This window comes from Cobetia sp. 4B (assembly GCF_018831605.1).
GTDB lineage: Bacteria > Pseudomonadota > Gammaproteobacteria > Pseudomonadales > Halomonadaceae > Cobetia > Cobetia amphilecti.
Genome location: NZ_CP059843.1, coordinates 1,813,961 through 1,827,346 on the forward strand (window position 1 = coordinate 1,813,961; position 13,386 = coordinate 1,827,346).

Genomic DNA, 13,386 nt, shown 5'->3' on the forward strand with positions numbered 1-13,386 from the left:
GCAATGACAGTCCGGGCATCGAGGCTCTGAATTTCCCTCCTTGCTGGTGGATTGCGGTAAATGACTTCCATGACTCCTTCACGACAGCCTTCCCTGCGGGAAGGCCTGCTGCTTGCCTGTGGCCGCGTGACACTGGCGATAGCGGCAGTACTGCTGGCTTCCACGGTGCTGATCATGCTTTACGGCGTGGTGATGCGCTATGTACTGGGCGGCGCGCCCATCTGGGTCGATGAGCTGACCCGCTATCTCATCATCGCCAGTGTCATGCTGGCGATCGGCGTCGTCTGGGCAGAAGGGGCGCACATGCGGGTGGCGCTGCTGGAACGGCGTCTGCCTCCGCGCATGGCCACGGCGCTGATCCATTACCAGTGGTGGCTGACGCTCGTGCTGATGGCGGGCGCGACCTGGATGACCTGGCACTACGCCATGTCGGCGAGCATGTTCCGCACCATGGGGCTGGGCGTCAGCCGCAGCGTGCCGATGCTGTCGATGCCGATCGGCTTCGCGCTGATCACGGCCCAGGTGCTGCTGCATGGCCCACGGCCACTGACATCCCCGGCGCTTGAGATCGCGCCGGACGAGGAGGTCGACGAGCCTGCGACACACGATGACAGGAATGGAGGGCCACGCACATGATCTGGGCAATGTTGGCCATCTTCGTCGTGCACGTGCTGCTGGGCCTGCCGCTGTTTCTCTCCCTGCTCGTCACCGCCGTGACCGGCTTCCTGTTCGTCGATATTTCGATGCTGGAGCGCCTCGGGCCACAGCAGTTCTTCGGTGGCATCAATGCCTTCTCGCTGATGGCGATTCCGCTGTTCATTCTCGCCGGCAACCTGATGAACATCAGTGGCCTGACCGAACGCCTCATGCGTCTTGCACGCCTGATGGTCGGACATCTGCGCGGTGGCATGGGCCATGTCAATGTCGTCTCCAGCGTGTTCTTCGCTGGCGTCAATGGTTCGGCGGTCGCCGATACTTCCGCGCTGGGCTCGCTACTGGTGCCGGCCATGCGCAAGGAGGGCTATTCGACTTCCTTTGCCGCAGGTCTGACGGCGGGCAGCTCGTTGATCGGGCCGATCATCCCGCCCAGCATCTTCATGATCCTCTACGCTTCGCTGACCAACACCTCCGTGGGCAGCCTGTTCCTGGCCGGTGTCGTACCCGGTCTGGTGCTGGCGGTGGCATTCATGGCGATGAATGCCTGGTATGCCCGGCGTCATGGTCTGCAGGCACGTGGCCAGGCAGCGGCGCGTCGCGAAGTGATCGCAGCAGTCATCGGGGCACTGCCTGCGCTGGTGGCACCGGTGATCATCGTCTCCGGTATCGTGCTGGGCATCGTGACCCCGACCGAATCCGGCGCCTTGATCGTGGCCTATGTGCTGCTCTGCGGCTTGTGCCAAGGGCCGCTCAAGCTTGTCGATGTGTGGGGTGCCATCAAGGACACGGCGCGTCTGACCAGCGCCATCTTCGTGATCATGGCGGTGTCGTCCATCGTCAGCTGGCTGCTGTCCTATGCCCAGGTGCCCAATCAGTTCGTGGCATTGCTGACACCCTATATCGACAGCCCGATCCTGATCCTGCTGCTGCTCAGCGCCATCACCTTCGTTACCGGCATGTTCATGGAGGAAGTCTCGGCCTTGATGCTGTTGACGCCGATCTTCGTGCCCGTGGCCATGGCCGCCGGCATCGACCCCGTGCACCTGGGGGTCATCATCACGCTCAATATCACCATCGCGCTGATCACGCCGCCGATGGGCGCCTGCGTGTTCGTGGCCGCCGCGGTCAGCAAGCTCGAGATCACCTCGCTGTTTCGCACCATCTGGCCGTTCGTGCTGGTGGCGGTCGCGGTGCTGCTGATGCTGATCATCTTCCCGCCTCTTACCCTGTGGTTGCCGACCCTGTCTGGATAACAACTCATGACGTCAACATTGAATCGCCCAATTCCCACCATCCCGAGTCATGACGAGCCGGACTGGACGCAGGTCACCCGAATCCCCGTCAAGGGCTGTGACAGTACTCTGGTGCCGACCAGTCTCGGGCCGGCATGTCTGAAGGTCTATCCTGCCTACGCGCGCCTCGGTATCCCCGGGGCGGTCAATGAATGTCTGGTGCGGCGCGCGGTGTATCAGCGCCTGTTGCAGGCCGCGCGCGCCTTGCCGCAAGGGCTGTCGTTGGTGGTGATGGATGGCTGGCGTCCCTGGCGGGTGCAGCAGTATCTGTTCGAGACGCTGTATCAGTCGCTCAAGACGCATGACCCCGAGCTTGATGAGGCCCAGCTGCTGGCGCGTACGCGCGAATTCGTCTCGCTGCCCAGCCGTGACCCGGACGCGCCGAGTCCGCATCTCACCGGCGGCGCCGTCGATGTCACCCTGTGTGACGCCGATGGCTTGCTGCTCGAGATGGGGACGCTGTTTGACGAGGCGACCCCCGAGTCCCACGCCGATCATTTCGAGCGCCATCCGCCTGCCAGCGATACGCCCCAGGCCGAGGCACGCGACAACCGGCGTCTGCTCTATCACGTCATGACCGAGGCCGGGTTTACCAATCTGCCCAGCGAATGGTGGCACTTCGATTTCGGTGATCAGCTCTGGGCCTGGTACCGCGGCGAACCCGAGGCGCTGTTCGGTCCGGCGGAGATGGACAGCATCGAGAGTCTCTGGAAACGCTCACTGGCGTGAAGGTGTCAGAGCATGCCTGACAGCCGCTGGCCTGCAAGACACGAAAGCCCCGCTCGATGGCGACTCGAGCGGGGCTTTCGTTTCAGCAGCTTATGCGATCAGCGTTCAGCGAGCCGTGCCTGATGCTCAGCTGACGATCTCGGCCTGATCGAGCATGGCATGGAAGAGCACGTTGCAGCCGGCGTGCAGGTCCTTGGGCGCGGCGTTCTCGATCTCGTTGTGGCTGATGCCGCCTTCGCAGGGCACGAAGATCATGCCGGCGGGGGCGATACGGCCCATGAAGATGGCGTCGTGGCCAGCGCCGCTGACGATGTCGAGATGCGAGTAGCCGAGCTGGCTGGCGGCATTGCGCACCGCGTTCACGCAGTTGTCGGCGAAGTGTTCCGGCACGAAGTCGGCGGTGGGGGTAAGCTCGTAGGTCAGGCGATGCCGCTGACTGACGGCTTCGACGACTTCTTTCAGCTCCGCGACCATCGCGGTGAGGGAGTCGGGTTCCAGCGAGCGCAGGTCGATGGTCATGTTGACCTGCCCGGGGATGACGTTGCGCGAGCCCGGGTGGACCTGCATCACGCCCACGGTACCGCGGCCATGCGGCGCGTGATCGATGGCGATGCGATTGACGGCGACGGTGATCTCGGCCGCGCCAAGCATGGCATCCTGGCGCAGCGACATGGGCGTGGGGCCCGCGTGCGCCTCCTGACCGGTCAGGGTCAGATCGAACCAGCGCTGGCCCAGCGCGCCCATCACCACGCCGATGGTGGTCGCTTCATCTTCCAGAATCGGGCCCTGCTCGATGTGGCTCTCGAAGAAGGCGCGCACGTTCTCGCGGGGGATCTCATCGCTGCCGCGATAGCCGATGGCGTCCAGTGCCTCACCGGCGGTCACGCCGTCGCTGTCCTGCTGGGCGAGCATCTCATGCAGTGACAACTGGCCGGTATGCACGCCGGACCCCATCATGCAGGGCGCGAAGCGACAGCCTTCTTCATTGGTCCAGACCACCACTTCCACCGGGCAGCGGGTCTTGATGTCGTGCTGGTTGAGGCTGCGCAGGACCTCAAGCCCGGCCATCACCCCGAAGCAGCCATCGAACTTGCCGCCGGTCGGCTGGGTATCAATGTGGCTGCCGGTCATCACCGCCGGTGCGTCCGGATCGGTGCCGGCGCGGCGCGCGAAGATGTTGCCGATGGCATCGATACGGATCGTGCAACCCTCGGCCTTGCACCACTGAATGAAGAGGTCGCGCGCCTGGCGGTCCAGCTCGGTCAGCGCCTGGCGGTTGACGCCGCCCTTGGGCGTGGCGCCCAGCTCGGCCAGGGTCATCAGTGATTGCCACAGGCGATCGCTGTCGGTACGCAGCTCGCTCAGGGTATTCGCGGGTGATGTGTCCATCTGGGCAGTGGTCATCGGCTTCATCCTCTCGTGGATATTGTTGTTGTGCTTCCGGTTCCGCTTTTGTTTTGGTCCAGGCTTCGGGTCAGGTTCTGCTGTCGGCCATCAGCTGCGCGGGGGTGACGAGCAACTGGTCGGCCATCTCCACCTCGAGTGCCGTCATGTGGTGCTCGGCATCCTGCATGTGTTCTGTCATGAGCTGTCTGACCTGCTCATGGTCCTCGTGGCGAAACGCCGTGATCAGACCGGAGTGGTAATGCTGATTGGCCTGGTCGAACTGCTTGCGCTCCGGCAGGTAGGCCTTCTTGATGACGACCAGCTCATGCAGCATGTCGTTGAGGAACTGGCACATGAAGCTGAGCAGCGGGTTGGGGCAGGCGCGGGCCAGCACCTGATGGAATTCGATTTCCAGGAAGCGCTGGCGCCGCTGGTCCTCGTCCTGTGGCTGGTGACAGCTGCAGTCATGGACATTGTTCTCGAGCGTCACCAGGTCCTCTTCGCTGAGCAGGCCCACCACCGAGACCGCCATCTCGACTTCCAGCAGTCGGCGTAGCTGATAGACCTGAGCGCCATTGAGTGTCTTGAAATGCAGGAAGCTCCTCAGCATGCGGCTGGCCGGCTCCATGCTTGGCGCATTGAGCACGGCGCCGCCATTGGGCCCCGTCTTCAGGGTGATCAAGCCCTCGACCTCGAGAATCTTGAGGGCTTCGCGCAGCGTGCCCTTGGCGCAGCCGTACTGGGCCATCAGCGCCTTCTCGTTGGGCAGCCGGTCACCTTCGCTCAACCCATCGCGCACGATGCTGCGCCTCAGGTCATCACTGATCAGCTCGGCCAGCTTCTGCCGCTTGGGCAGGTGGGCGCCGGAGGCGTTGGCACTGGTGCTGGCACGTGAAGTGTCCAGGGGGGAGGGCGATGTCGGCATGCGATGTCCTGAGCGGCAGCGAGTCAGTTATATTTATTCGTATAAATAAGCTTTAGTCGCGGACTCGAGCGCTGTCAAACCCCAAGGTGGCCTCAAGCGTTGCGCAGGCGATCACGCCAATGACGCGTCGCATCAAAGGCAGCGCATTGGCGAAGTCATGTGTGTCAGTCTTGAAAAGCGCGTGGTCTGACATAAGGTTTCTATATTCGACCCCGCTAAAGGAGGCCTCTATGGAAACGCATGATCCTCAGCCAACGCGCGACGCCGATATCGTCATCGTCGGTGGCGGTGCCGGCGGACTGGAGCTGGCGGTTCGCCTTGCCAAGGCAGGCCACAAGGACGTCTTGCTGATAGACCGCGACACCAGTCACGTATGGAAGCCACGACTGCATGAGATCGCGGCGGGCCTCGGGCGGCGTCAGGTCGATGAGCTGGGGTATGCCGGTCTGGCCGAGCAGTGGGGGTTCCGCTATGAGTGCGGCACACTAGCAGGCGTGGACCCTGAACAGCACCAGATCACCCTGGCCGCGATCCCGGGCAGGGAAGATCACGCGAGCGCCGAGGTGCCGGCGCGCGTCAGGGGCTATCGTCAGCTGGTGCTGGCCCTGGGCGGTGTGACGCCGGACATGGGGGTCGAGGGTGTGCTGGAGCATGCCTGCCTGCTGGATTCCCCTGACGACGCCGAGCGCATCGCCCAGCAGTTCTCGCGTGGCCTGCTGGCCAACCATGTGGCGATGGAAACAGCACCGACAGGCGATGCTGGCCTGTCAGCCAGCCAGGGCGGCGCTCAGGTGGGCACTGAGGGAGGCACGCAAGATAGTGCCAAGCAGTCCCCGGGGCGGCCGTATCAGGTGGTGATCGTCGGCTCCGGCGCCACCGGTGTCGAACTTGCCGCCTACCTGCATGAGGCGCGTGGCATGCATGACGCCCCTGCACCCAAGGGCGCGAAGGTCGAGATCACGATTCTCGAGGCCACCGAGACCTTCATGCCCGGTGTCTCACAGGAACTGCGCGAGTCGATCCATCAGCGACTCGAGGAGCAGGGCATCAAGATCGAACTGTCTCGTCAGGTCGCCAAGGTGTCTCCCGGCAGTGTCGAGATCAGTGAAGGCGACGAGTCGGTGACGCGGGACGCGGATCTGGTGGTCTGGGCGGGAGGGCGCGTCGGGCCCGCCATCGTCGAGGAAATCGGCGCCCTGGAAAGCAACAAGAAGCGTCAATTCACGGTGACGCCCGGGCTGCAATGCCTCGGCCACGACAGCATCTTCGCGCTGGGCGATTGTGCCAACATCGATGAGACACCGCTGCCGCCCACCGCTCAGGTGGCCAGCGAGCAGGCCGAGTTTCTCGCCGAGGAACTGCCGCGTCGCCAGCTGGGGGAGCCGGCTCAGGCCTTCGAGTTCAAGGACCGCGGTACCTTGCTGTCACTCTCCAGTGCCGGCAGCGTCGGTGAGCTCAGCGGCAAGTTGAGTGACAAGCTGGGCAATGCCCAGGGCAGCAAGGGCAATGATGATCTGCAGGTGAGAGGACGCTTCGCGCGTGCCGCCTATCAAGGGCTGCAGCGCCAGCACCAGTTCCTGCTGCTGGGGCCGCTGAAGGGCTCCGCCGAGGTGGTCAGTGACGTGCTGCGCCGTAGCATGGGGCCGCGTCTCAAGGTGCATTGAGTCTTGAGCGGAGCTTGAGTGTGCCCTGAGAGGGTCTTGAGTGATTCTAGAGTGACTCTTGAGTGAGTCTTGAGAGGGTCGCTACCCAGTGATGACAGGCCGACATGTGCCGTGGTGGATTCCACCGGCGCATATCGGCCTTGTGCTTTTCAGGGCGTTATTGCTACCCCGTCGTGTTCAGGAGGTCGTGCCCAGCGGGTCATGAGGCACCCGGCGGCGTGATTCTCGCGCTGCTTCAGCTTCTCTCTGCGAGCTGGCCACCGGATAGGTGCCGGGCCTGAGAATCCGTGTGTCCACGTCATGGATATCACGCAGTCCGCACAGGGCCAGCGTGGTGTCGAGTTCCTTGTGGATGATCTCCAGGGACTTGGTCACCCCTTGTTCGCCCATGGCGCCGAGCCCATAGAGGAAGGCGCGCCCCAGATAGACGCCCTTGGCGCCCATCGCCACCGCCTTGAGCACATCCTGTCCGGAGCGGATGCCGCCGTCCATGTGGACCTCTGTCCTGTCGCCGACTGCCGCGAGAATGTCCGGCAGGGCGGAGATGGAGGAGGCGGCACCATCCAGCTGACGTCCGCCGTGGTTGGAGACGATCACCGCGTCGGCGCCTGCCTGCACGGCCAGCTCGGCATCTTCCGGCTCCATGATGCCCTTGATGATCAGCTTGCCGCCCCAGCGGTCCTTGATCCACTTGATGTCGTCCCAGCTCAGGCTCGGATCGAACTGGCTGGCGGTCCATTTCGAGAGGGAGCTCAGGTTCTCGGCATCCTTCACGTGGCCGGCGATATTGCCGAAGGTGTGGCGCCTGGTCTTGAGCATGCCGGCACACCAGCGCCACTTGGTGGCCAGGTCGAGCACGGTTGCCACGGTTGGGCGAGGGGGCACGCTCAGGCCGTTGATCAGGTCCTTGTGGCGCTGGCCGATGATCTGCAGGTCAGCGGTGAGTACCAGCGCGGAACACTCCGCGGCCTTGGCGCGATCGATCAGTCGTCCGATGTAATCCTTGTCGCGCATCACGTAAAGCTGGAACCAGAAGGGCCGTGAGCTGACCGACGCGACGTCTTCGATGGAACAGATGCTCATGGTCGAGAGCGTGAAGGGGATACCGAAGTCACTCGCCGCGCGCGCGGCCAGCATCTCGCCATCGGCATGCTGCATGCCGGTCAGGCCAGTCGGCGCGATCGCCACCGGCATGGCCACCTCCTCGCCGAGCATCTTCGTGCGCAGAGTGCGATTGTCCATGTCGACCATCACCCGTTGGCGCAGCCCGATCGCGGCGAAGTCGGCCTCGTTGGCCCGATAGGTGGACTCCGTCCACGAGCCGGAATCGGCATAGTCGTAGAACATCTTCGGCACGCGGCGTTTCGCCAGGCGTTGCAGGTCATTGATGCAGGTGATGGTCATGCGGGTCTCCATCCGTGGTGGGTCACGCGGGGGCTGGCAGGGTCGCTTGCGCTACTGTCACCGAATCCGGTCTTGTCCAGCTATAGGCGATACGTCTAGGGGGAGGCGTTCGGGTGGTGGAATTCAATGAAAAAACCGCGCTTCAGCCCGGCCGACCACCCACAAGACAGTCGATTCCTCCAGCGCGTGTCGCGGATTGTCATCTTTGCGTGGAATACTATGGCATTGGGATGATTTCCGAGTGGATGGAGAGATGGCATGGATCAGGCCTGGCCTGAAAGCACGCGCGACAACCTTCGATTTCTGTGTTCGGAAGTGGATAGCCAATATGGCTGGCTGCAGGCGTTCGTGTCCGCGCCGACGGCGGCCATGGCGCGCAAGCTGCTGGAGCGCCAGGGGTACGCCGAGAACCTCTGCCAGCGTATCGAACAGGCATGCCCTGAAGCCCGAAACCACAAGCGCTCGCACGCGCGGGCCCGCTTCCAGCAGAGCCTGGTCGAGGTCGCCAGTGGCCTGGCACGGCTCAGTGAGCTGGCGCGCAGTTGTCTGGAGCAGCTGATTCGCGTCGATGATGTCCAGCTGGTCGATGATGTCGTGCTGGTCAAGTCACTGCGCCGTGTGCGTCGCGGCATTCTGCGCAGCGAGATGTCGCTGGAGAACGGCTCCCTGTCCCTGGCCCTGAAGCTTGCGCGCAGTCGCGAGAAGCTGAAGCGGGACAGTGAAGGCCGCATCCGGGCACTCACTGGCCAGCTCAAGAAGAAGCGCGCTCCCGCCGAAGACCTGACACATCTGCTGTTCGTGGCCCGGGAAATCAGCCAGATGGGCGAGGTGCTGGGGCAGTTGGGTGAGGCGGTCATCTCGGCAACCCTCGGTCAGTCACTCAACTTCGAGCGCTATGCCTCGCTGACGCACCTGGTCAATGAACTCGGTGATGGCAGTCAGACGGCGGGCGAGATGCGCGTCGACACTTTGGCCGAGACACGCTCCGGCAGCCGGATCTCGGGGATAGCCAGCGAGAAGCCCAGTGAGAGGGCTGTTGAGAAGGTCAGTGACAAGGGCAATGACAAGGGCAAGCCGGCCAACGACAAACAACAGGGCAGCAAGGCTGGCGAGTCAGGGGGCAGCAAGCAAAAGGGCAGCAAGCAAAAGGGCAGCAAGCAAAAGGGCAGCAAGTCAAAGGACCGCAAGACTGATGCGAGCGAGTCAAAGGGCAGCAAATCCAGGGACCGCAAATCCAGGGACCGCAAGTCAGCCGGTGATCTGCCGCTGACCTCGCCGGAGTATCTGGCCATCTTCAAGGATGGCCTGGGGCGCAAGGTCGAGGAGGAGCGTCAGGGCGTCGAGCGCTGGCACGACATCTATCCCGGCATCGCCCCCCGCATCCTCTCGCACCATCAGCAGGGCGACAGCGCGGCACTCTTGATCGAGCACCTGCCGGGCATGACCCTCGAGCATCTGTTGATCAATGAATCGTCACGTCTCAATCGTACCGCCCAGCAGGCGCTGGTCGAGACGCTACACTCGGTGTGGACCACCACCCGCCGCGACAAGCCGGTCACTGCAGGGCACATGCGCCAGCTGCTCAAGCGGCTGAGTGATGTCTATCAGATCCATCCGGAATTTCGCCACTGCGGTGCCTCGCTGTGTGGGCGCGAGATGCCCTCGCTGGAAGCGTTGATCGAGCAGGCCGCAGGTCTGGAACGTTCGCTCGAGGCTCCCTTCGCCGTCTATATCCACGGCGACTTCAATGTCGACAACATCCTCTTCGATCCGGCGAAGCAGAGCATCCGCTTCATCGATCTTCACCGCTCGGCCTATCAGGACTATGTGCAGGACGTGTCCGTGCACATGGTGTCCCATTACCGTCTTCAATTGACGGATGCGGCGCTGCGGGCCCGTATTCTGGCGCTGGCCCTGAGTTTCGGTCAGCAGATGCGTCGCTTTGCCCATGAGCAGGGCGATACCACCTTTGAATGGCGTCTGGCACTTGGCCTGGCGCGCTCCTTTGCCACCTCGACACGTTTCATCCTCGATGCCGGGCTGGCAGGGCGCATGTTCAACCGCGCACGCTTTATACTCGAGCATGTGCTTGGCGCCGACCCTGAACGGCCGGCCGATTACCGTATTCCCCTGGAGGAGTTGTTCGTTGACTGATTTCAAGATTGGCGTCGTGGGTATTCCCGGCAAGTGGTCGACCGAAGTGCTGGCGGATGCCATCGAAGCACGGACGGGCTTTCGTCTCGTGATCGACATGGCGGCCGTCTCGCTGGACCTGACCCGCAACTGCCTCGAATTCCGTGACTCTGCCGGGGTGCGTCATGACCTGACCGAGCTGGATGCCCTGATCGTCAAGAAGATCAGCGCGGAATATTCCCCGGGCAGCCTGGACCGCCTGGAGCTGTTGCGTGTCGCCGAAGCCAGGGGCGTGCGCGTCTTCAGCAGCGCGGAGAGCATGATTCGCCTGATCGACCGCCTGAGCTGCACCGTCACGCTGGCCAATGCCGACATCCCGATGCCGGCCACGCTGGTCACCGAAGACGTGACGGCGGCCTGCGAAGCCGTCAAGCGCTTCAAGGCCGCCGTCTTCAAGCCGCTTTTCTCCACCAAGGCGCGGGGCATGTGCATCATCGAGGACACCGGCGATGATGCCGCGCTGGAAGCTGCCGTGCGTGAGTTCGCCGCCGAGCACCCGATGATGTATCTGCAGCAGCGCCTCGACCTGCCGGGGCAGGATTACGGCATGGTCTTCGTCGGTGGCCGTTATCTGTGCAGCTACGCCCGTGTCAGTGGGGGCGATGCCTGGAATACCACCATCCACGCCGGTGGCAAGTACGCGCCCTTCGAGCCCTCCGAGGAGCTGATCGCGCTGGCGCAGCGTGCCCAGGCACCGTTCAAGCTCGACTTCACCACCGTCGATGTCGCGCTGACCGACAATGGCCCGATCATCTTCGAAGTCTCGGCCTTCGGCGGCTTCCGCGGGGCGCTGGAAGGTGCCGGTGTCGATGCGGCCACCGCCTATCTCGATCACGTGATGGAGTGTCTGGCATGAGCGCGACGACCTGTGACAGCCCGGCCAGTCTTGCCACGCTGCCCTTTGCAGAGTGGACGGCCGCCGCCTGCTTCACGGCGCTGACGCCGTCACGCCAGTGCCTGAGCGAGGCGCTGCTGTTCGAGGTGGATGACTTTTGCCTGTGCGTGATGACGGACATGTCTCGGCTGCTGCAACGTCTGGCGACATATTTTCGCCATTGCGCGCGCATCGTGGCGCTCGACACTGTGCCGGGGGGAGCCAGGCTCGTGCATGTGCTCGAGGCGCCGGCCCTCAAGGACACGCCAGCGGCAGCGAGACTCGGCATCGTGCCCGAGGCCTTCGTCGACTGGATGCCGGAGCCCGGCAAGACACGCCGCAAGGATGCCATCATCGACCTGGCCGACGGGCGCCTGATCCACAAGGTGCGCACGGGCATGGCCTTTCTGCGCAGCAACGACCACAACCTGGCGTTCGGGCCCTGTGAAGACAATGAAAGCCAGGTGATCAACTTCCTGCTCAATCTGCACATGTCGCATCTGCAGCAGAATGACGGCTTGATCTGTCACGCCTCGGCGCTGTCGAAAGGTGATCGCGCGGTGGCCATCGCCGCCTTCTCGGGCGGCGGCAAGTCCACCACCATGGTGAAGGCGCTCGACAATCCCGAGTTCGACTTCATCAGCAATGACCGGCTGTTCCTGGACCGCCCCGGGCGGGAGGGGACGCTGCGTGCCCGCGGCGTCGCCAAGTTGCCACGCATCAATCCGGGCACCATGCTCAACAATCCGCGTCTGCGCCCGCTGCTGGACCCCGCACGTATCGCAGGCTATGAAGCGATGCCGCAGGAAGCGCTGTGGGGTCTCGAAGAGAAGCACGATCTGATCATCGAGGACGTCTACGGGCCCGGGCGTATCCGCGCCAGCGGCGAGCTTGCGGCCATGGTGATACTCAACTGGACGCGCGGCAGCGAGGCACCGCTCGAGGTGCGCGAGGTCGAGGTCAGCCGCAGCGAAGCGCTGATACGCGCGGTGATGAAGACACCTGGGCCCTTCCATCAGCAGCGGGATGGCCGTTTCGTGCCCAATGGCGCAAGCCTTGATCCCGCGCCGTATCTGGAGCGCCTGGCGGCAACCCGCGTGCTTGAGGTGACCGGGCGCGTGGACTTCGCCGCGCTGGTCGAGAACCACCTGACCCCCTTGCTGGAGGCTTGAACATGCGTCGTGAACTGCTGTTGATGCGTCACGGAAAGTCGGACTGGTCAGTGGCAGCTGACGACTTCCATCGCCCCCTCAAGGAGCGCGGCAAGCGCGGCGCCCAGCGCATGGGAGCCTGGCTTGCCCAGGAGGCGCTGGTACCGGATGCCATCCTGAGCTCGCCGGCCCTTCGCGCGCGCGCCACGGCGGAAAAGTGCGTGAAGTCGATGGGCCTCGGCGTCGACATGATCGAGCTCAAGCCTGCGCTTTACTGCGAGGACGAGGCGCCGCTGCTCAAGACGGTGCGTGCCTGCCCGGACAGCGTGCAGCGACTGATGATCATCGGCCATAACCCGGCATTGGAAGATGCGCTGGTCTGGCTGACCGGCAAGCGGCCGCGTCCGCCCAAGGAGACCAAGCTGCTGCCGACGGCGGCGGTGGTCAAGCTGACCTTCGAGGGGCGCTGGGAAGACCTGCGCTCCGGCCAGATGAGCCTGAAGCTGATCCAGCGCGTGCGTGCCTTGCCGGATGGCTTCCCCTGGCCATTCCCGGCCGGTGAGGAGCGACGCGAACGCCCCGCCTATTACTACCGTCAATCGGCCGTCCTGCCCTGTCGTCTGCAGGGGGAAGGCGACGATGCCCAGTGGGAGGTGCTGCTCATCGGCTCTTCCTCCAATCGTCACTGGAGCCTGCCCAAGGGGATCGTCGAGCCGGGCATGAGTCCGCTTGAATCCGCGCTCAAGGAAGCCCGCGAGGAAGCGGGCATCGAGGCGGAGGCGCTGGACCACGCAGCGCTGGAATTCAGTTACGAGAAGTGGGGCGCTCCGGTCGCGGCCAGTCTGCACGCCGTGAGAGTCGTGCATGAGCAGGAAGAGAGCGAGCGGGAGGAACCGCATCGCAGTCGGCGCTGGGTGGCGGCGGAGGTCGTGCCGAGCCTGTTGAAGAACCACGAGATGGGGCACGCCGCCATGGCGTTGCTGGCACGGCTTGAGCAGTCGCGCCAGGCGACGTGAGCGCGGGAGACTGGCGCCTTTAGCTCCATTGGCGCCACTAGCACCTTACGTGTCGACGCATGGCGAGGACCGCCAGCATGAATCAATACCGAGTG

11 protein-coding genes are annotated in these 13,386 nt (G+C 63.8%); 8 read left to right on the forward strand and 3 right to left on the reverse strand.

Going from position 1 to position 13,386, the window contains the following annotated elements; genetic code table 11:
• The first annotated feature begins 69 nt into the window (after window positions 1-69).
• From H2O77_RS07750 to H2O77_RS07760, 3 genes are read left to right on the forward strand one after another with little or no spacing between them, the layout of a single operon-like run.
• The gene (locus tag H2O77_RS07750) at window positions 70-636 is read left to right on the forward strand and encodes a TRAP transporter small permease (protein WP_215824304.1); all 567 of its coding nucleotides are present in this window, start codon (window positions 70-72) and stop codon (window positions 634-636) included.
• Entirely contained in the window at window positions 633-1,910 is a 1,278-nt protein-coding gene (locus H2O77_RS07755) for a TRAP transporter large permease (RefSeq protein WP_215824305.1), read from the forward strand. Before H2O77_RS07750 ends, H2O77_RS07755 begins: the two co-directional genes overlap by 4 nt.
• 6 nt (window positions 1,911-1,916) lie before the next feature.
• The gene (locus H2O77_RS07760; protein ID WP_215824306.1) at window positions 1,917-2,678 is read left to right on the forward strand and encodes a M15 family metallopeptidase; all 762 of its coding nucleotides are present in this window, start codon (window positions 1,917-1,919) and stop codon (window positions 2,676-2,678) included.
• A 126-nt stretch (window positions 2,679-2,804) separates the two neighbouring features.
• Here H2O77_RS07760 and H2O77_RS07765 read toward each other — a convergent pair whose 3' ends face one another.
• The gene (locus tag H2O77_RS07765) at window positions 2,805-4,082 is read right to left on the reverse strand and encodes a Zn-dependent hydrolase (protein WP_215824307.1); all 1,278 of its coding nucleotides are present in this window, start codon (window positions 4,080-4,082) and stop codon (window positions 2,805-2,807) included.
• 70 nt (window positions 4,083-4,152) lie between these two features.
• Window positions 4,153-4,989: an FCD domain-containing protein gene (locus H2O77_RS07770; protein ID WP_215824308.1), complete on the reverse strand. Its 837-nt coding sequence runs from the start codon at window positions 4,987-4,989 to the stop codon at window positions 4,153-4,155.
• 230 nt (window positions 4,990-5,219) lie between these two features.
• On the opposite strand from H2O77_RS07770, the gene H2O77_RS07775 reads away from it, so the two are divergent.
• The gene (locus tag H2O77_RS07775) at window positions 5,220-6,653 is read left to right on the forward strand and encodes an FAD-dependent oxidoreductase (RefSeq protein ID WP_215824309.1); all 1,434 of its coding nucleotides are present in this window, start codon (window positions 5,220-5,222) and stop codon (window positions 6,651-6,653) included.
• A 177-nt stretch (window positions 6,654-6,830) separates the two neighbouring features.
• On the opposite strand, the gene H2O77_RS07780 is transcribed toward H2O77_RS07775, so the two are convergent.
• The gene (locus H2O77_RS07780; protein WP_215824310.1) at window positions 6,831-8,057 is read right to left on the reverse strand and encodes an alpha-hydroxy acid oxidase; all 1,227 of its coding nucleotides are present in this window, start codon (window positions 8,055-8,057) and stop codon (window positions 6,831-6,833) included.
• 258 nt (window positions 8,058-8,315) lie between these two features.
• Here H2O77_RS07780 and H2O77_RS07785 point away from each other — a divergent pair, with 258 nt between their 5' ends.
• From H2O77_RS07785 to H2O77_RS07800, 4 genes are read left to right on the forward strand one after another with little or no spacing between them, the layout of a single operon-like run.
• Window positions 8,316-10,211, forward strand: coding sequence for an aminoglycoside phosphotransferase family protein (locus H2O77_RS07785; protein WP_215824311.1), 1,896 nt, complete (start codon window positions 8,316-8,318; stop codon window positions 10,209-10,211).
• Window positions 10,204-11,106, forward strand: coding sequence for a GAK system ATP-grasp enzyme (locus H2O77_RS07790; protein WP_215824312.1), 903 nt, complete (start codon window positions 10,204-10,206; stop codon window positions 11,104-11,106). The genes H2O77_RS07785 and H2O77_RS07790 overlap by 8 nt, the downstream gene beginning before the upstream one ends.
• On the forward strand, window positions 11,103-12,296 hold the full coding sequence (locus H2O77_RS07795; RefSeq protein WP_215824313.1) for an HprK-related kinase B: 1,194 nt from the start codon (window positions 11,103-11,105) through the stop codon (window positions 12,294-12,296). The genes H2O77_RS07790 and H2O77_RS07795 overlap by 4 nt, the downstream gene beginning before the upstream one ends.
• Before the next feature lie 2 nt (window positions 12,297-12,298).
• A complete protein-coding gene (locus H2O77_RS07800; protein ID WP_215824314.1) occupies window positions 12,299-13,291 on the forward strand; it encodes an NUDIX domain-containing protein in 993 nt (330 codons plus the stop codon).
• The last annotated feature ends 95 nt before the right edge of the window (window positions 13,292-13,386 follow it).

Excerpts from the sequence above, each read along its gene's own strand:
- H2O77_RS07750 (WP_215824304.1), top strand. The coding sequence starts at position 70 with ATGACTCCTTCACGACAGCCTTCCCTGCGGGAAGGCCTGCTGCTTGCC.
- H2O77_RS07755 (WP_215824305.1), top strand. The coding sequence starts at position 633 with ATGATCTGGGCAATGTTGGCCATCTTCGTCGTGCACGTGCTGCTGGGC.
- H2O77_RS07760 (WP_215824306.1), top strand. The coding sequence starts at position 1,917 with ATGACGTCAACATTGAATCGCCCAATTCCCACCATCCCGAGTCATGAC.
- H2O77_RS07765 (WP_215824307.1), bottom strand. The coding sequence starts at position 4,082 with ATGACCACTGCCCAGATGGACACATCACCCGCGAATACCCTGAGCGAG.
- H2O77_RS07770 (WP_215824308.1), bottom strand. The coding sequence starts at position 4,989 with ATGCCGACATCGCCCTCCCCCCTGGACACTTCACGTGCCAGCACCAGT.
- H2O77_RS07775 (WP_215824309.1), top strand. The coding sequence starts at position 5,220 with ATGGAAACGCATGATCCTCAGCCAACGCGCGACGCCGATATCGTCATC.
- H2O77_RS07780 (WP_215824310.1), bottom strand. The coding sequence starts at position 8,057 with ATGACCATCACCTGCATCAATGACCTGCAACGCCTGGCGAAACGCCGC.
- H2O77_RS07785 (WP_215824311.1), top strand. The coding sequence starts at position 8,316 with ATGGATCAGGCCTGGCCTGAAAGCACGCGCGACAACCTTCGATTTCTG.
- H2O77_RS07795 (WP_215824313.1), top strand. The coding sequence starts at position 11,103 with ATGAGCGCGACGACCTGTGACAGCCCGGCCAGTCTTGCCACGCTGCCC.
- H2O77_RS07800 (WP_215824314.1), top strand. The coding sequence starts at position 12,299 with ATGCGTCGTGAACTGCTGTTGATGCGTCACGGAAAGTCGGACTGGTCA.